General features: G+C 72.1%; 16 protein-coding genes. 15 read left to right on the top strand and 1 reads right to left on the bottom strand.

The window, feature by feature from the left end:
* Positions 1-173: 173 nt before the first annotated feature.
* The 9 genes from ACZ4Z1_RS01445 to nusB all read left to right on the top strand — a co-directional run bounded on the left by ACZ4Z1_RS01445 (position 174) and on the right by nusB (position 8,351).
* Positions 174-1,013: a shikimate dehydrogenase gene (locus tag ACZ4Z1_RS01445; RefSeq protein ID WP_468484534.1), complete on the top strand. Its 840-nt coding sequence runs from the start codon at positions 174-176 to the stop codon at positions 1,011-1,013.
* A 153-nt stretch (positions 1,014-1,166) separates the two neighbouring features.
* Complete coding sequence (aroC, locus tag ACZ4Z1_RS01440) at positions 1,167-2,351, top strand: chorismate synthase (RefSeq protein WP_468484533.1); 1,185 nt, start codon at positions 1,167-1,169, stop codon at positions 2,349-2,351.
* Positions 2,348-2,929, top strand: coding sequence for a shikimate kinase (locus tag ACZ4Z1_RS01435; RefSeq protein ID WP_468484532.1), 582 nt, complete (start codon positions 2,348-2,350; stop codon positions 2,927-2,929). Before aroC ends, ACZ4Z1_RS01435 begins: the two co-directional genes overlap by 4 nt.
* Positions 2,926-4,017 (top strand): 3-dehydroquinate synthase, encoded by a 1,092-nt coding sequence (gene aroB / locus ACZ4Z1_RS01430; RefSeq protein WP_468484531.1) that lies wholly within the window; start codon positions 2,926-2,928, stop codon positions 4,015-4,017. Before ACZ4Z1_RS01435 ends, aroB begins: the two co-directional genes overlap by 4 nt.
* Positions 4,014-4,451, top strand: a complete 438-nt coding sequence (gene aroQ, locus ACZ4Z1_RS01425; RefSeq protein ID WP_468484530.1) for a type II 3-dehydroquinate dehydratase — start codon at positions 4,014-4,016, stop codon at positions 4,449-4,451. Before aroB ends, aroQ begins: the two co-directional genes overlap by 4 nt.
* Before the next feature lie 267 nt (positions 4,452-4,718).
* Positions 4,719-5,570 (top strand): AAA family ATPase, encoded by an 852-nt coding sequence (locus tag ACZ4Z1_RS01420; RefSeq protein WP_468484529.1) that lies wholly within the window; start codon positions 4,719-4,721, stop codon positions 5,568-5,570.
* A 602-nt stretch (positions 5,571-6,172) separates the two neighbouring features.
* A complete protein-coding gene (locus ACZ4Z1_RS01415; protein ID WP_468484528.1) occupies positions 6,173-7,279 on the top strand; it encodes an aminopeptidase P family protein in 1,107 nt (368 codons plus the stop codon).
* Positions 7,280-7,344: 65 nt separating this feature from the next.
* Positions 7,345-7,911 carry an elongation factor P gene (gene efp / locus ACZ4Z1_RS01410; RefSeq protein WP_468484527.1) on the top strand — a complete coding sequence of 189 codons (567 nt, stop codon included), beginning with the start codon at positions 7,345-7,347 and terminating at the stop codon, positions 7,909-7,911.
* Between the two features lie 2 nt (positions 7,912-7,913).
* Entirely contained in the window at positions 7,914-8,351 is a 438-nt protein-coding gene (gene nusB, locus ACZ4Z1_RS01405) for a transcription antitermination factor NusB (RefSeq protein WP_468484526.1), read from the top strand.
* A gap of 220 nt (positions 8,352-8,571) precedes the next feature.
* On the opposite strand, the gene bldD is transcribed toward nusB, so the two are convergent.
* Complete coding sequence (gene bldD / locus ACZ4Z1_RS01400) at positions 8,572-9,072, bottom strand: transcriptional regulator BldD (protein WP_003982726.1); 501 nt, start codon at positions 9,070-9,072, stop codon at positions 8,572-8,574.
* Between the two features lie 222 nt (positions 9,073-9,294).
* Here bldD and pyrR point away from each other — a divergent pair, with 222 nt between their 5' ends.
* From pyrR to carB, 6 genes are all read left to right on the top strand, one after another.
* Positions 9,295-9,870, top strand: coding sequence for a bifunctional pyr operon transcriptional regulator/uracil phosphoribosyltransferase PyrR (pyrR, locus tag ACZ4Z1_RS01395; RefSeq protein WP_468484525.1), 576 nt, complete (start codon positions 9,295-9,297; stop codon positions 9,868-9,870).
* A 94-nt stretch (positions 9,871-9,964) separates the two neighbouring features.
* Positions 9,965-10,954: an aspartate carbamoyltransferase catalytic subunit gene (locus ACZ4Z1_RS01390; RefSeq protein WP_468484524.1), complete on the top strand. Its 990-nt coding sequence runs from the start codon at positions 9,965-9,967 to the stop codon at positions 10,952-10,954.
* 2 nt (positions 10,955-10,956) lie between these two features.
* Positions 10,957-12,252 carry a dihydroorotase gene (locus tag ACZ4Z1_RS01385; RefSeq protein ID WP_468484523.1) on the top strand — a complete coding sequence of 432 codons (1,296 nt, stop codon included), beginning with the start codon at positions 10,957-10,959 and terminating at the stop codon, positions 12,250-12,252.
* The gene (locus ACZ4Z1_RS01380) at positions 12,249-12,839 is read left to right on the top strand and encodes a PH-like domain-containing protein (RefSeq protein ID WP_468484522.1); all 591 of its coding nucleotides are present in this window, start codon (positions 12,249-12,251) and stop codon (positions 12,837-12,839) included. Before ACZ4Z1_RS01385 ends, ACZ4Z1_RS01380 begins: the two co-directional genes overlap by 4 nt.
* Complete coding sequence (gene carA, locus ACZ4Z1_RS01375) at positions 12,836-14,017, top strand: glutamine-hydrolyzing carbamoyl-phosphate synthase small subunit (RefSeq protein ID WP_468484521.1); 1,182 nt, start codon at positions 12,836-12,838, stop codon at positions 14,015-14,017. Before ACZ4Z1_RS01380 ends, carA begins: the two co-directional genes overlap by 4 nt.
* On the top strand, positions 14,010-17,321 hold the full coding sequence (gene carB, locus ACZ4Z1_RS01370) for a carbamoyl-phosphate synthase large subunit (protein WP_468484520.1): 3,312 nt from the start codon (positions 14,010-14,012) through the stop codon (positions 17,319-17,321). Before carA ends, carB begins: the two co-directional genes overlap by 8 nt.
* Positions 17,322-17,384 lie beyond the last annotated feature (63 nt).

Raw genomic sequence — 17,384 nt, 5'->3', positions numbered from 1 at the left:
ACCCAACAAGGAGAAAAGGGAGGTGGGGGGGAGAGGGAAAAAAGAACAACGGATGGGTCGTGGGCCCCTTGGGCTTGCTGGTGGCGTGGGGGGTCCCCCCCCCGGGCCGGGGGCGCCCCGGCCGCCGCGCGACGGTTCGTCTATCGTTTCGCGGGTCCGAGCTGAGGAGCAGCATGTCCAGTGAAGTCCAGGGCCGACACCGTGCGGCGGTCCTCGGGTCGCCCATCGCCCATTCCCTCTCCCCGGTCCTGCACCGGGCCGCCTATGCCGAACTGGGTCTGACCGGCTGGGAGTACGGCCGGCACGAGGTCGACGAGGCCGCGCTGCCCGGGTTCATGGCGCGGCTGGACGGCGACTGGGCCGGGCTCTCCCTGACCATGCCGCTCAAGCGCGCGGTGATTCCGCTGCTGGACGGGATCAGCGACACCGCCGCCTCCGTCGAGGCCGTCAACACCGTCGTCTTCACCGATGACGGCCGGTGCATGGGCGACAACACCGACATCCCCGGCATGCTGGCCGCCCTGTGTGAACGCGGTGTGCGGCAGGTCGAACACGCCGCGATCCTGGGCGCCGGCGCCACCGCCTCCTCCGCGCTCGCGGCCCTGTCCCGGATCTGCGAGGGCGAGGTGACCGCCTACGTACGCAGCGAGGCGCGGGCCGCGGAGATGCGCGGCTGGGGCGAGCGGCTCGGCGTGGCCGTCCGTACGGCCGACTGGTCGAAGGCGGCCGCCGCCTTCGAGGCGCCCCTGGTGATCGCCACCACCCCGGCCGGGACCACCGACGCGCTGGCCATCGCCGTGCCCGAACAGCCCGGCACCCTCTTCGACGTGCTGTACGAGCCGTGGCCGACCACCCTGGCCACGGCGTGGGGCGCCCGCGGCGGAGCGGTCGTGGGCGGTCTGGACCTCCTCGTCCATCAGGCCGTACTGCAGGTGGAGCAGATGACGGGGCTGTCCCCCGCGCCTCTGGAGGCGATGCGCGCGGCGGGGGAGGCGGCGCTCGCCGGGCGGTGACCCGGCACCTGCGGCTGCGCCCCGGGGCTCCTGCGCACGGCCGGCCTGTCCCGGGCACCGGTCCGTTTTCCGGACGGGAAGCGGGCCGCCCGGGCGGACGTGGGAGGATCAGGGGAAGACTGTTCGCGCAGTAGCAGGACATGAGGAGCATCGTTGAGCAGGTTGCGCTGGCTGACGGCGGGGGAGTCGCACGGCCCCGCACTCGTGGCGACGCTGGAGGGCCTTCCGGCCGGCGTCCCGATCACCACGGACATGGTGGCGGACGCCCTGGCCCGTCGCCGGCTCGGCTATGGCCGCGGTGCCCGCATGAAGTTCGAGCGCGACGAGGTCACCTTCCTCGGCGGCGTCCGGCACGGGCTCACCCTGGGCTCACCCGTCGCGATCATGGTGGGCAACACCGAGTGGCCCAAGTGGGAGAAGGTCATGGCGGCCGACCCGGTCGATCCGGCGGAGCTGGCCGAACTGGCCCGTAACGCCCCGCTGACCCGCCCCCGCCCCGGCCACGCGGACCTGGCCGGGATGCAGAAGTACGGTTTCGACGAGGCCCGCCCGATCCTGGAGCGCGCCTCCGCCCGGGAGACCGCCGCCCGCGTCGCGCTCGGCACGGTCGCCCGCTCCTACCTCAAGGAGACGGCCGGCATCGAGATCGTCTCGCACGTGGTCGAGCTGGCCGCGGCCAAGGCCCCGTACGGCATCGTGCCCAAGCCCTCCGACGTGGAGCGGCTGGACGCCGACCCGGTGCGCTGCCTGGACCCCGAGGCGAGCGCGGCGATGGTCGCCGAGATCGACCAGGCCCACAAGGACGGTGACACCCTCGGCGGCGTCGTCGAGGTGCTGGCGTACGGCGTGCCGGTGGGCCTCGGCTCGCACGTCCACTGGGACCGGCGGCTGGACGCGCGGCTGGCCGGTGCCCTCATGGGCATCCAGGCGATCAAGGGCGTCGAGGTCGGCGACGGCTTCGACCTGGCCCGGGTGTCCGGCTCCCAGGCGCACGACGAGATCGTCTCCACCGACGAGGGCATCCGGCGCACCACCGGCCGCTCCGGCGGCACCGAGGGCGGTCTGACCACCGGCGAGCTGCTGCGCGTACGGGCCGCGATGAAGCCCATCGCGACCGTGCCGCGCGCGCTGGCCACCGTCGACGTCGCCACCGGCGAGGCCACGCAGGCGCACCACCAGCGCTCGGACGTGTGCGCGGTCCCCGCGGCCGGCATCGTCGCGGAGGCGATGGTGGCGCTGGTGCTGGCGGACGCGGTGGCGGAGAAGTTCGGCGGCGACAGCGTGCCGGAGACCCGCCGCAACGTGCGGTCCTTCCTCGACGGCCTGGCGATCAGGTGACGCCGCCGCTCGTGGTGCTGGTGGGTCCCCCGGGCGCGGGGAAGTCCACCGTGGGGGCCCTGCTGGCCGAGCGGCTCGGCACCGGATACCGCGACACCGACGCGGACATCGAGGCGGGCGCGGGCAAGCCCATTCCGGAGATCTTCATCGATCACGGCGAGCCGCACTTCCGTGAGCTGGAGCGCCACGCCGTACGGGCCGCTGTCGAGAGCCACCCCGGGGTGCTCTCGCTGGGCGGCGGCGCGATCATGGACGAGGGCACCCGCGCCCTGCTGTCCGGCCTGCCGGTCGTCTTCCTGGACGTCCAACTGGCCGACGCCGTACGGCGCGTGGGGCTGGACGCACCGCGCCCACTGCTCGCCGTCAACCCGCGCCGGCGGTGGCGCGAGCTGATGGAGGCGCGCCGCCCGCTGTACACGGAGGTCGCGCGGGCCGTGGTCGCCACGGACAGCCGGACGCCCGAAGAGGTCGCCGACGCCGTACTGGACGCGTTGCAGCTACACACACCATCGGAGGCCGGGGCGCCGGCGGCGGACGCCGCGGCCCCCGGCACGCCCGGGAGAGAGGAACACCCGTGACGGAGCAGGCCACCCGCATCCAGGTCGGCGGTACCGCGGGCACCGACCCGTACGAGGTCCTGGTCGGCCGGCAGCTGCTGGGCGAGCTGGCGGGCCTGATCGGCAAGAAGGCCAAGCGCGTCGCCGTGCTGCACCCGGAGGCGCTGGCCGCCACCGGCGAGGCGCTGCGCGAGGATCTGGCGGGCCAGGGCTACGAGGCCGTCGCCGTCCAGCTGCCCAACGCCGAGGAGGCCAAGACCGCCGAGGTCGCCGCGTACTGCTGGAAGGCGCTGGGCCAGACCGGCTTCACCCGCACCGACGTGATCGTGGGCGTCGGCGGCGGCGCCACCACCGACGTCGCGGGCTTCGTCGCCGCGACATGGCTGCGCGGGGTGCGCTGGATCGCCGTACCGACCACCGTGCTCGGCATGGTGGACGCCGCGGTCGGCGGCAAGACCGGCATCAACACCGCCGAGGGCAAGAACCTGGTCGGCGCCTTCCACCCGCCGGCCGGTGTGCTGTGCGACCTGGCCGCGCTGGACTCCCTGCCGGTCCACGACTACGTCTCCGGGCTCGCCGAGGTCATCAAGGCCGGCTTCATCGCCGACCCGGCGATCCTGGACCTGATCGAGTCCGACCCCGAGGCCGCCAAGCGCCCCGACGGGCCGCACACCGCCGAGCTGATCGAGCGCGCCATCCGGGTCAAGGCCGAGGTCGTCTCCGCCGACCTCAAGGAATCCGGGCTGCGCGAGATCCTCAACTACGGGCACACCCTGGCGCACGCCATCGAGAAGAACGAGCGCTACAACTGGCGGCACGGCGCCGCCGTCTCCGTCGGCATGGTCTTCGCCGCCGAACTGGGCCGCATCGCCGGCCGGCTGGACGACGCCACCGCCGACCGGCACCGCGCCGTGCTGGGCTCGGTCGGCCTGCCGCTGACCTACCGCGGCGACCAGTGGCCCAAGCTGCTGGAGACGATGAAGGTCGACAAGAAGACGCGCGGCGACCGGCTGCGCTTCATCGTCCTGGACGGCCTGGCCAAGCCCACCGTCCTGGAGGGCCCGGACCCGGCGATGCTGCTCGCCGCCCACGCGGAGATCGCCGCATGAGGCGCGTCCTGGTCCTCAACGGGCCCAACCTCGGCCGGCTCGGCTCCCGCGAACCCGACGTGTACGGCGCCACCTCCTACGCCGGTCTGGTGGAACGGTGCACCGCGCTCGGCAAGGAGCTGGGCTTCGCGGCGGAAGTCCGGGAGACCAACGACGAGGGCGAGATGGTGCGCTGGCTGCACGAGGCGGCGGACGGATCGGTTCCGGTCGTCATCAACCCCGGTGCGTTCACGCACTACTCGTACGCCATGCGGGACGCCGCCGCCCAGCGCACCGCGCCGCTGATCGAGGTGCACATCTCCAACCCGTACGCCCGCGAGGAGTTCCGCCACACCTCCGTGATCGCGGCGGTGGCCAGCGGCACCGTCGCCGGTTTCGGCATCGGCTCCTACGAACTCGCGCTGCGCGCACTGGCCGCCGAACCCACCGGCTGAGCGCGGCCCCTCGGCACACGCCGCGCCGCCCCCGGCCGTCGCCGGTCCGACGGCCGGGGGACACCGGCCTCCCCTGCCGGGGGAGGACTGCGGCCACCTTCTTTGGGTACCGTTCGCCGGACAACCACCTCGGCCCACCCGGGCCGGACGCCCGGCGCACCGGACGCGCTAGCACCGTACGGACGAAAGCCCCACCCCGTACCGCGAGCACTCCGCACGTCGCGGGCGGCCCACGAGATTCGACCGCACGAGACGGAGAGCCACCGGATGCAGCACGCAGGGGGGACTCCGCTGCCACCGCCTCACGGACCGGTGCCGGGCCGGACAGCCGCGATGAGCCCGGCACCCGGCCCCGGCCACCCCATACCGCCGCATCAGCACCAGCCGCAGGCCGCGCCGCCCGCACCCGGCTGGCCCGCGCCCCCGCCGCCGACCGCACCGCCGCACGGCGCGCCGACCGCGCCGCCGCCCGCCGAGGCCACCGGGCACATCCAGCTCCCCCCCGGCGCCCCCGTCCCACTGCCCAGCCCGCCCGCCGGCACCTCGGCGCAGGACGCGACGCACGCCGCCGTGGCCGTGCTGCTCATCGGCCCGGCCGGCGCCGGCAAGACCAGCGTCGCCCGGCACTGGGCCGACACCCGGCGGGTGCCCACCGCGCACATCAGCCTGGACGACGTCCGCGAATGGGTACGCTCCGGCTTCGCCGACCCGCAGTCGGGCTGGAACGACCACTCCGAGGCGCAGTACCGCCTGGCCCGCCGCACCTGCGGCTTCGCGGCCCGCAACTTCCTCGCCAACGGCATCTCCTGCATCCTCGACGACGCCGTCTTCCCGGACCGCCCGGTCATCGGCCTCGGCGGCTGGAAGCGCCACGTCGGCCCCGGGCTGCTGCCGATCGTGCTGCTGCCGGGCCTGGAGATCGTCCTGGAGCGCAACGCCCGCCGTACGGGCAACCGGCGCCTCTCCGACGAGGAGGTCGCCCGCATCCACGGCCGGATGGCGGGCTGGTACGGCTCCGGCCTGCCCATCATCGACAACTCGGCGCACGACGTGCCCACCACGGCCCGCCTTCTGGACGACGTGGTCGCCCGGAGCATCGCGAGCCCGCCGAGCTGGTAGGGGACGGAGACGGTCCGTGGTCCGGCCGTGCCGGTGCAGTGTCCGAGGCCGGGGTTCCGGACGGATGCCGGGCCCTGGACGGATGCCGGGCTTCCGGTTCGATGCAGGCTTCTCCCGGACCGATGCAGGGTTCCCGGCCCGATGCCGGGACCGGTGCGCCGATCCCGGGACGTGAGGCTCCGGACGCCTGAGGCTCCGGGCGCCTGAAGTCCCGGGCTCACGAAAGGCGCCGAGGCGCCGAGTTCCCGAGGTTGCGGCCGCCCCCTCCGGGTATTCCCCCATTGGGGGGACGATCACGTTCGATTTACCCCGTAGAGCCGCCCGCTCGGCCAGACCCGCTCGGCCCGACCCGTCCGGCCCGACCCGTCCGGCGACCCCGGCGGTTTCTCCCCCTCCGCGGTCCTCCCGGCGGCTTCCGGCGGTTTTCCTCCACGGTCTTCCCGGCGCCCCCGGCAGTCCTCCCGGAAGCTCCGGCGGTCTCCCCTCCCCGGGCGGTCCTCCCGGCGACCCCCGGCGGTCTTCCCCCGCGGCCCCCGTCGGGCGGTCCCCCGGCCGGACCCGCCCGACCGGCCGGGCCAGGCCGGGGCCCGTACGCTCGGTGCATGTCCGAGCTCTACTCGGCCCGGCGTACGCGGCTGCGCGACCGCTGCGTCGCCGCCGGCAGCGCCGCGGCGCTGATCTCGCGTCCTGCCAACGTCCGCTACCTCACCGGCTGCGCGCCGCCCGGCGCGGCCCTGCTGCTCGGGCCCGCCGACGACCTCCTGCTGACCGGGGGGCCGCTGAGCGGTGATCCCTCGGAGGGGCGGCCCGCCGAGGAGCTGCGGGTCTCCGAGCTGCCCACCCGGGACGGCGACCCGGTCGTGGCCGCCGCCGACCAGGCCGCGCGGGCCGGAGCGGGCTCGCTGGCCGTCGAGGAGCACCACCTCACGGTCGCCCGGCACCGGGCGCTGACCCAGGTCGCCCCGCAGCTGCGGCTGGCCGACCTGGCCCGCGCCGTCGAGGCGCAGCGGATCGTCAAGGACGACGAGGAGATCGCCTGCCTGCGGATCGCCGCCGAGATCACCGACCAGGCCCTCGGTGAGCTGCTGGAGTCGATCCTGGTGGGCCGTACGGAGCGGCACCTCGCCCTGGAGCTGGAGCGCCGCCTGGTCGACCACGGCGCGGACGGCCCCGCCTTCGCCACCTCGGTCGCCTCCGGTCCCCATTCGGGACGGCCCGGACATCTGCCCACCGACCGGCGGGTCGAGGAAGGCGACTTCCTGTCCGTCAACCTGGGCGCGAACTACCGGGGTTACCGTTGCGAGATCGGCCGTACGTTCGTCATCGGCACCACGCCCGCGGACTGGCAGATCGAGCTGTACGATCTCGTTTTCGCAGCCCAGCGGGCCGGCCGGGAGACGCTGGCGCCGGGTGTGGAGTGCCGTGAGGTGGACCGGGCGGCGCGTCAGGTGCTGGTCGGCGCGGGCCACGGCGAGCGCCTGGGGCCGGGTACCGGACACGGCGTGGGACTCGAAATCGACGAGGACCCTCGGCTGTCACCTGCGGCCATGGGTAAACTGGACGCTTGCGTGCCGGTCACCGTCGATCCGGGGGTTCACATCCCGGGCCGTGGCGGTGTCCGGATCGACGACACACTCGTCGTCCGCCCCGAGGCGGACGGCGGACCCGAGCTACTCACGATCACGACCAAGGAGCTGCTCGCGCTCTGAACCGTATGCGGTTCGGCGTGTGCGCCCGGGGTCCCACCACCCGCAGTCCAGGAGATTCCGCAACCGTGGCTTCCACGAACGACCTCAAGAACGGCATGGTGCTCAAGCTCGAAGGCGGCCAGCTCTGGTCCGTCGTCGAGTTCCAGCACGTCAAGCCCGGCAAGGGCCCCGCCTTTGTCCGTACCAAGCTCAAGAACGTGCTGTCCGGCAAGGTGGTGGACAAGACCTTCAACGCCGGCGTGAAGGTCGAGACGGCCAACGTCGACAAGCGCGGGATGCAGTTCTCGTACATGGACGGCGAGTACTTCGTCTTCATGGACATGGACACCTACGACCAGCTGCACGTCGACCGCAAGACCGTCGGCGACGCCGCCAACTACCTGCTCGAAGGCTTCGAGGCCGTCGTGGCGCAGCACGAGGGCGAGGTGCTCTACGTCGAGCTGCCGGCCGCCGTCGAGCTGGTCATCAAGGAGACCGAGCCGGGCGTCCAGGGCGACCGCTCCACCGGTGGCACCAAGCCCGCCACGCTGGAGACCGACCACCAGATCCAGGTGCCGCTCTTCATCACGACCGGTGAGAAGATCAAGGTCGACACCCGCTCCGGCGAGTACCTCGGCCGGGTGAACAGCTAACCGTGGCCGCCCGCAACAAGGCCCGTAAGCGCGCCTTCCAGATCCTCTTCGAGGCCGATCAGCGCGGTGCCGACGTGCAGTCCGTGCTGGCGGACTGGATGCGGCACGCCCGGACCGACCCGCGGCAGCCGCCGGTCAACGAGTACACCCTGCAACTGGTCGAGGGGTACGCGGAGTACGTCGAGCGCATCGACGAGCTGCTCTCCTCCTATTCCGTCGGCTGGACGCTGGACCGGATGCCGACGGTCGACCGCAACGTCCTGCGGCTCGGCGCGTACGAGCTGATCTGGGTGGACGAGACGCCGGACGCCGTGGCGATCGACGAAGCGGTACAGCTGGCCAAGGAGTTCTCCACGGACGAATCCCCGGCCTTCGTCAACGGCCTGCTGGCCCGCCTGAAGGAACTGAAGCCCAGCCTGCGGCGCGACGAAGCGCGGTAAGGCGGCGGTGGATCGTGAAAGGGCCCGGAGCGCACGATGCTCCGGGCCTTTCCGCATGCCGGGATGCTCACCGGGGCCGGGGCCGGGCCGGAGCCTGTGCCGGGGCGCGCACCAGCCGCGTCCGGCAGTGCGGGCACGGACACCGGTGCGGACATAGAAAACCGCCGCTCCCGATGCGATCGGAAGCGGCGGTACGTTTCTGCAGGTGACGCCCGTACGGTCAGATGTCCTCGTGCTGCACCGCGCGGCGCGCGTCGGCGTCCAGCACGCCCCAGCTGATCAGCTGCTCGGTCAGCACGGAGGGCGACTGGTCGTAGATCACCGCGAGGGTGCGCAGGTCGTCCTGGCGGATCGAGAGCACCTTGCCGTTGTAGTCACCGCGCTGGCTCTGGATCGTGGCGGCGTAGCGCTGTAGCGGGCCGGCCTTCTCGGCGGGGACGTGGGCCAGCCGCTCCAGGTCCAGGACCAGCTTCGGCGGCGGCTCGGCCGCGCCGCCCGGGGTCGTACCCGGCAGCAGTTCCTGCACCGGAACCCCGTAGAAGTCGGCCAGCTCGGCCAGGCGCTGCACGGTCACGGCACGGTCGCCGCGCTCGTACGAGCCCACCACGACGGCCTTCCAGCGGCCCTGGGACTTCTCCTCGACACCGTGGAGAGAGAGGCCCTGCTGGGTGCGGATGGCGCGGAGCTTGGCCCCGAGCTGTTTGGCGTATTCGCTGGACATAAAGCTCCCCGGACGCTGTGTAGACGTGCGGCGCGGGCCGCGCGGCTGGTAACTCACTGTGAGGTTACGCAGCGTAATTCGGCATCGTCAAGCCGAATGAGTCACACGGTGGCCCCGAAGGGGTGCGCTCGGACTCCGCCGCAGCTCCTGGTACCGTGAACGGCGTAACCCCGACGTCCTTTAAAGTCCGTCCTGTGAGGCGGAGAAGGAGGTCCGTTCGTCATGGACGCCCCCAGCTCCAACGCTGCGCGTCCGGTCCTCGAAGGGCCGGACATCACGCGCATGCTCACCCGCATCGCCCACGAGATCGTCGAACGCGCCAAGGGCGCCGACGACGTGGTGCTCCTCGGCATCCCCACCCGCGGCGTCTTCCTCGCCCGTCGGCTGGCCGCCAAACTCGAAGAGATCACCGGCCGCACGATCCCGGTCGGCTCGCTCGACATCACCATGTACCGCGACGACCTCCGCCTGGGCCCGGCCCGCGCCCTCGCGCGTACCGACATCCCCGGTGACGGCATCGAGAACCGCGTGGTCCTCCTCGTCGACGACGTGCTCTTCTCCGGGCGGACGATCCGCGCCGCCCTCGACGCCCTGAACGACATCGGCCGGCCGCGCGCCGTGCAGCTGGCGGTCCTCGTCGACCGCGGCCACCGCGAGCTGCCGATCCGCGCCGACTATGTGGGCAAGAACCTCCCCACGTCGCTGCGGGAGACGGTCAAGGTCCTGCTCACCGAGGAGGACGGCCGCGACGCCGTGCTGCTCGGTGTCAAGCAGACCGCCCCGGCCGGCGAGCAGTAGCACACCCCTGGACGGACCCGGTGCGACCGGGCCGCCCGTCATGCCTGCTCGACGGACATACCCGTACACCTCCATCACTCACGGAGATAACCGGATGAAGCGTCACCTCATCTCGGCCGCCGACCTCACCCGCGACGACGCCGTCCTGATCCTCGACACCGCCGAGGAGATGGCCCGGGTGGCGGACCGGCCGATCAAGAAGCTCCCCACCCTGCGCGGACGCACCGTCGTCAACCTCTTCTTCGAGGACTCCACGCGCACCCGCATCTCCTTCGAGGCCGCCGCCAAGCGGCTGTCGGCGGACGTCATCAACTTCTCCGCGAAGGGCTCGTCCGTCTCCAAGGGCGAGTCGCTGAAGGACACCGCGCTGACCCTGGAGGCGATGGGCGCGGACGCCGTCGTCATCCGGCACGGCGACTCCGGCGCCCCGCACCGCCTGGCCACCTCCGGCTGGATCGGCGGCTCGGTCGTCAACGCCGGCGACGGTACGCACGAGCACCCCACCCAGGCGCTGCTGGACGCCTTCACCATGCGCCGGCACCTGACCGACGGCGCGGGCCAGGACCTCTCCGGCCGCCACATCACCATCGTCGGCGACATCCTGCACAGCCGCGTCGCCCGCTCCAACGTCCACCTGCTGACCACGCTGGGCGCCGAGGTGACGCTGGTCGCGCCGCCCACGCTGGTGCCGGTCGGTGTCGAGCGGTGGCCCTGTGAGGTCAGTTACGACCTCGACGCGGTGCTGACCAAGTCGGACGCGGTGATGATGCTGCGCGTCCAGCGCGAGCGGATGAACGCCGCCTTCTTCCCCACCGAGCGGGAGTACGCCCGGCGCTACGGCCTCGACGGCGACCGCATGGGCCGGATGCCCGACCACGCGATCGTGATGCACCCCGGCCCGATGAACCGTGGCATGGAGATCACCGCCGAGGTCGCCGACTCGCCGCGCTGCACCGCCGTCGAGCAGGTGGCCAACGGCGTCAGCATCCGGATGGCCGTCCTGTACCTGCTGCTGGGCGGGAACGAACCCGCCGTCACCACCACCGCCCCCACCGCCGCCGCGCGTACCGAGGAGAGCAAGTAATCATGAGCAAGACGCTGATTCGCGGGGCGAAGGTCCTGGGTGGCGAGGCGCAGGACGTCCTGATCACCGACGGTGTGATCACCGCCGTCGGCACCGGTCCGACCGTCTCCAGCGCCGAGGGCGCCACCGTCGTCGAGGCCGCGGGCCAGATCCTGCTGCCCGGCCTGGTCGACCTCCACACCCACCTGCGCGAGCCGGGCCGCGAGGACTCCGAGACCGTCCTGACCGGCACCAAGGCCGCCGCCGTCGGTGGCTTCACCGCCGTACACGCGATGGCCAACACCTTCCCTGTCGCGGACACCGCCGGTGTCGTGGAACAGGTCTGGCGCCTGGGCAAGGAGTCCGGTTACTGCGACGTGCAGCCGGTCGGCGCGGTCACCGTCGGCCTGGAGGGCAAGAAGCTCGCCGAGCTGGGCGCCATGCACGACTCCGCCGCGGGCGTGCGGGTCTTCTCCGACGACGGCAAGTGCGTGGACGACGCGGTGATCATGCGCCGCGCGCTGGAGTACGTGAAGGCCTTCGACGGCGTGATCGCCCAGCACGCCCAGGAGCCCCGGCTGACCGAGGGCGCCCAGATGAACGAGGGCATCGTCTCCGCCGAGCTGGGCCTGGCCGGCTGGCCGGCGGTGGCCGAGGAGTCGATCATCGCGCGGGACGTGCTGCTCGCCGCGCACGTCGATTCGCGGGTGCACATCTGCCACCTGTCCACCGCCGGGTCCGTCGAGATCGTCCGCTGGGCCAAGTCCAAGGGCTGGAACGTCACTGCCGAGGTCACCCCGCACCACCTGCTGCTGACCGACGAGCTCGTACGGTCCTACAACCCCGTCTACAAGGTGAACCCGCCGCTGCGTACCGAGGCCGACGTGCTCGCGCTGCGCGAGGCGCTGGCCGACGGCACCATCGACTGCGTCGCCACCGACCACGCCCCGCACCCGCACGAGGACAAGGACTGCGAGTGGGGCGCGGCCGCCATGGGCATGGTCGGCCTGGAGACGGCGCTGTCCGTCGTCCAGCACACGATGGTCGACACCGGCCTGCTCGACTGGGCCGGCGTCGCCGACCGGATGTCCTTCCGGCCCGCCGGGATCGGCCGTCTCCGGGGCCACGGCCGCCCCGTCTCGCCTGGCGAGCCCGCCAACCTCACGCTGCTCGATCCGGCATACCGTGGACCCGTGGACCCCGCGGGCTTCGCCTCCCGCAGCCGCAACACGCCCTACGAGGGCCGTGAGCTGCCGGGTCGCGTGACCCACACCTTCCTGCGGGGCCGGGCAACGGTCGTGGACGGGAAACTGGCGTGACATCTTCAATCATCCAACTGGCAGCCGAGCAGAAGTCCGCCGAGGTCACCGACTGGGCGGCCCGGATCGGCTGGGTCGTCGGACTGCTCCTGTTCGTCGCGCTCCTGTACTGGCTGATGCGCGAGGGCTGGAAGTGGCGCGGCACCCTCCAGGGCGACCTGCCCGAGCTGCCCTCGGCCCCCGAGGACGCCGGGGAGCCGCTGCTGACGATGACCGGCCGCTATCACGGCTCGACCACCGCCGGGCAGTGGCTGGACCGCATCGTCGCGCGTGGCCTGGGCACCCGCAGCCGCGCCGAGCTGACCCTGACGGACGCCGGCGTCGAGGTCGTACGGCCCGGCGCGCAGGACTTCTTCGTCCCGGCGGCGGCGCTGCGCGGAGGCCGCCTGGACAAGGGCATCGCCGGCAAGGTCCTGCCCGAGGGCGGCCTGCTGGTGATCACCTGGGCGCACGGTGAGAAGGAGATCGACTCCGGATTCCGGTCCGACCGGGCCGCCGAACACACCACATGGGTCGCCGCTCTGACCGACCTGGCCAGCAAGAACAACAAGATCAGCAAGACCACTGCAACGGAAGGCGCACGATGACGACCTCCAACCAGGGGAACGCCTCGCAGAGGAGGGCGGCGCCTGTCGCCATACTCGTCCTGGAGGACGGCCGCAGCTTCCGCGGCCGCGCCTACGGGGCCGTGGGGGAGACCTTCGGCGAGGCGGTGTTCTCCACCGGCATGACCGGCTACCAGGAGACCCTGACCGACCCCTCGTACCACCGCCAGGTCGTCGTCATGACCGCCCCGCACATCGGCAACACGGGCGTCAACGACGAGGACCCGGAGTCCGCCCGCATCTGGGTGTCCGGCTTCGTCGTACGCGACCCCGCCCGCACCCCGTCCAACTGGCGCTCCGCCCGCACCCTCGACGACGAACTGGCCGCCCAGGGCGTCGTCGGCATCAGCGGCATCGACACCCGCGCGCTCACCCGCCACCTGCGCGAACGCGGCGCGATGCGGGTCGGCATCTTCTCCGGCCCGGCGCTCGACGGCCCGGCCGGCACCGGCCTCGCCGACGAGGCGGCGCTGCTGGCCAAGGTGCAGTCGGCCCCGCAGATGAAGGGCGCCGACCTGTCCGTCGAGGTGGCCACCAAGGAGACGTACGTCGTGCCCGCGCAGGGCACCAAGCGCTTCACCGTCGCCGCGGTCGACCTGGGTATCAAGGGCATGACCCCGTACCGCATGGCCGAGCGCGGCATCGAGGTGCACGTGCTGCCCGCCACCGCCACCGTCGAGGACGTGTACGCGGTCCAGCCGGACGGCGTGTTCTTCTCCAACGGCCCGGGCGACCCGGCCACCGCCGACCACCCCGTCTCCGTCATGCGGGGCGTGCTGGAGCGCGGCACGCCGCTGTTCGGCATCTGCTTCGGCAACCAGATCCTCGGCCGCGCGCTGGGCTTCGGCACGTACAAGCTGAAGTACGGGCACCGCGGCATCAACCAGCCGGTGCAGGACCGTACGACCGGCAAGGTCGAGGTCACCGCGCACAACCACGGCTTCGCCGTGGACGCGCCGCTCGACCAGGTCTCCGAGACCCCCTACGGCCGCGCCGAGGTCTCCCACGTGTGCCTCAACGACAACGTGGTGGAGGGGCTCCAGCTCCTCGACCGGCCGGCCTTCAGCGTCCAGTACCACCCCGAGGCCGCCGCGGGTCCGCACGACGCGGCCTACCTGTTCGACCGCTTCGTCCAGCTCATGGAGGGCCAGCGTGCCTAAGCGCACCGATATCCAGTCCGTCCTGGTCATCGGCTCCGGCCCGATCGTCATCGGCCAGGCAGCCGAGTTCGACTACTCCGGCACCCAGGCGTGCCGGGTCCTGAAGGCCGAGGGCCTGCGGGTCATCCTGGTCAACTCCAACCCGGCCACGATCATGACCGACCCGGAGATCGCCGACGCCACGTACGTCGAGCCGATCACCCCGGAGTTCGTCGAGAAGATCATCGCCAAGGAGCGGCCGGACGCCCTGCTGCCCACCCTGGGCGGCCAGACCGCGCTGAACACCGCGATCTCGCTGCACGAGTCCGGCACCCTGGAGCAGTACGGCGTCGAGCTGATCGGCGCCAACGTCGAGGCGATCAACAAGGGTGAGGACCGCGACCTGTTCAAGGAGGTCGTGGAGGCCGTCCGCCGCAAGATCGGCCACGGCGAGTCCGCGCGCTCCTACATCTGCCACACCATGGACGACGTCCTGAAGGGCGTCGAGGAGCTGGGCGGCTACCCGGTCGTCGTCCGCCCCTCCTTCACCATGGGCGGCGCCGGCTCCGGCTTCGCCCACGACGAGGAGGAGCTGCGCCGCATCGCCGGCCAGGGCCTGGCCCTGTCGCCGACCACCGAGGTGCTCCTGGAGGAGTCCATCCTCGGCTGGAAGGAGTACGAGCTGGAGCTGATGCGCGACAAGAACGACAACGTCGTGGTCGTCTGCTCCATCGAGAACTTCGACCCGATGGGCGTGCACACCGGCGACTCCATCACCGTCGCCCCGGCGATGACGCTCACCGACCGCGAGTACCAGACCCTGCGCGACATCGGCATCGCCGTGATCCGCGAGGTCGGCGTGGACACCGGCGGCTGCAACATCCAGTTCGCCGTCAACCCCGTCGACGGCCGGGTCATCGTCATCGAGATGAACCCGCGCGTCTCGCGCTCCTCGGCGCTCGCCTCCAAGGCCACCGGCTTCCCGATCGCGAAGATCGCCGCCCGGCTCGCGGTGGGCTACACCCTCGACGAGATCCCCAACGACATCACCGAGCAGACCCCGGCGTCCTTCGAGCCCACCCTCGACTACGTCGTCGTCAAGGTCCCGCGCTTCGCCTTCGAGAAGTTCCCGGCGGCGGACGCCCGGCTGACCACCACCATGAAGTCGGTCGGCGAGGCCATGGCCATCGGCCGTAACTTCACCGAGGCGCTGAACAAGGCGCTGCGCTCGCTGGAGAAGAAGGGCAGCCAGTTCGACTTCACCGGCGACCCGGGCGACAAGGCCGAGCTGCTGGTGAAGGCCGAGATCCCCACCGACGGCCGGATCAACACCGTCATGCAGGCCATCCAGGCCGGCGCCACCCCCGAGGAGGTCTTCGACGCCACGAAGATCGACCCGTGGTTCGTCGACCAGCTCTTCCTGGTCAAGGAGACCGCCGACGAGATCGCGGCCGCCGACCAGCTCGGCCCCGAGGTCCTGGCGTACGCCAAGCGGCACGGCTTCTCCGACGCCCAGATCGCCGCGATCCGCGGCCTGACCGAGGACGTCGTCCGCGAGGTCCGGCACGCGCTCGGCGTCCGCCCCGTCTACAAGACGGTGGACACCTGCGCCGCCGAGTTCGCCGCGAAGACCCCGTACTTCTACTCGTCCTACGACGAGGAGAGCGAGGTCGCGCCGCGCGAGAAGCCCGCCGTGATCATCCTGGGCTCCGGCCCGAACCGCATCGGCCAGGGCATCGAGTTCGACTACTCCTGCGTGCACGCCTCCTTCGCGCTGTCCGAGGCGGGCTACGAGACCGTCATGGTCAACTGCAACCCGGAGACCGTCTCCACCGACTACGACACCTCCGACCGGCTCTACTTCGAGCCGCTCACCCTGGAGGACGTCCTGGAGATCGTGCACGCCGAGCAGCAGGCGGGCCCGGTCGCCGGCGTCGTCGTCCAGCTCGGCGGCCAGACCCCGCTGGGCCTGGCCCAGGCGCTCAAGGACAACGGCGTACCGATCGTCGGCACCTCGCCGGAGGCCATCGACCTGGCCGAGGAGCGCGGCGCGTTCGGCCAGGTGCTGACCGACGCGGGCCTGCCCGCCCCCAAGTACGGCACCGCCTACTCCTTCGCGGAGGCCAAGGGCATCGCCGCCGAGATCGGCTACCCGGTCATGGTCCGGCCGTCCTACGTCCTGGGCGGCCGCGGCATGGAGATCGTCTACGACGAGCCGTCGCTGGGGGAGTACCTGGAGCGGCACGCCGGCCTCATCGACCGGCACCCGGTCCTCATCGACCGCTTCCTGGACGACGCCATCGAGATCGACGTGGACGCCCTCTACGACGGCCACGAGCTCTACCTCGGCGGCGTCATGGAGCACATCGAGGAAGCCGGCATCCACTCCGGCGACTCCGCGTGCGCGCTGCCGCCCATCACGCTCGGCGGTTACGACATCAAGCGGCTGCGCGCCTCCACCGAGGCCATCGCCAAGGGCGTCGGCGTGCGCGGACTGATCAACATCCAGTTCGCGATGGCCGGCGACATCCTGTACGTGCTGGAGGCCAACCCGCGCGCCTCGCGCACCGTGCCCTTCACCTCGAAGGCCACCGCGGTACCGCTGGCCAAGGCCGCCGCCCGGATCTCGCTGGGCGCCACCGTCGCCGAGCTGCGCGCCGAGGGCATGCTGCCGAAGAGCGGTGACGGCGGCACGCTGCCGCTGGACTCGCCGATCTCCGTCAAGGAGGCCGTCATGCCCTGGTCGCGCTTCCGCGACGCCGCGGGGCACGGCGTGGACACCGTGCTGGGCCCGGAGATGCGCTCCACCGGCGAGGTCATGGGCATCGACTCGGTCTTCGGCACGGCGTACGCCAAGTCGCAGGCCGGCGCGTACGGCGCGCTGCCCACCAAGGGCCGCGCGTTCGTCTCCGTCGCCAACCGCGACAAGCGCTCGATGATCTTCCCGGCGCGCGAACTGGTCGCCCACGGCTTCGAGCTGCTCGCCACCTCCGGCACCGCCGAGGTGCTGCGCCGCAACGGCATCAACGCCACCGTGGTGCGCAAGAAGAGCGAGGGCGAGGGCCCGAACGGCGAGAAGACCATCGTCCAGCTCATCCACGACGGCGAGGTCGACCTCATCGTCAACACGCCGTACGGCACCGGCGGCCGCCTGGACGGCTACGACATCCGTACCGCGGCCGTCGCCCGCGCCGTCCCGTGCCTGACCACGGTCCAGGCGCTGGCCGCCGCCGTCCAGGGCATCGAGGCGATGTCCCGCGGCGACGTGGGCGTGCGCTCCCTGCAGGAACACGCGCGGCAGCTGACCGCGGCCCGCGAGGAGTAGGGCCACCCGGAGGGGGACACCGCCGCGGTGTCCCCCTCCTCATGCGCCCCACCTCTCCATCCC

The organism is Streptomyces sp. NPDC030165 (assembly GCF_055573595.1).
Note: the sequence above shows the minus strand (reverse complement) of the source record. Positions and strands in the feature narration are given on the sequence as shown.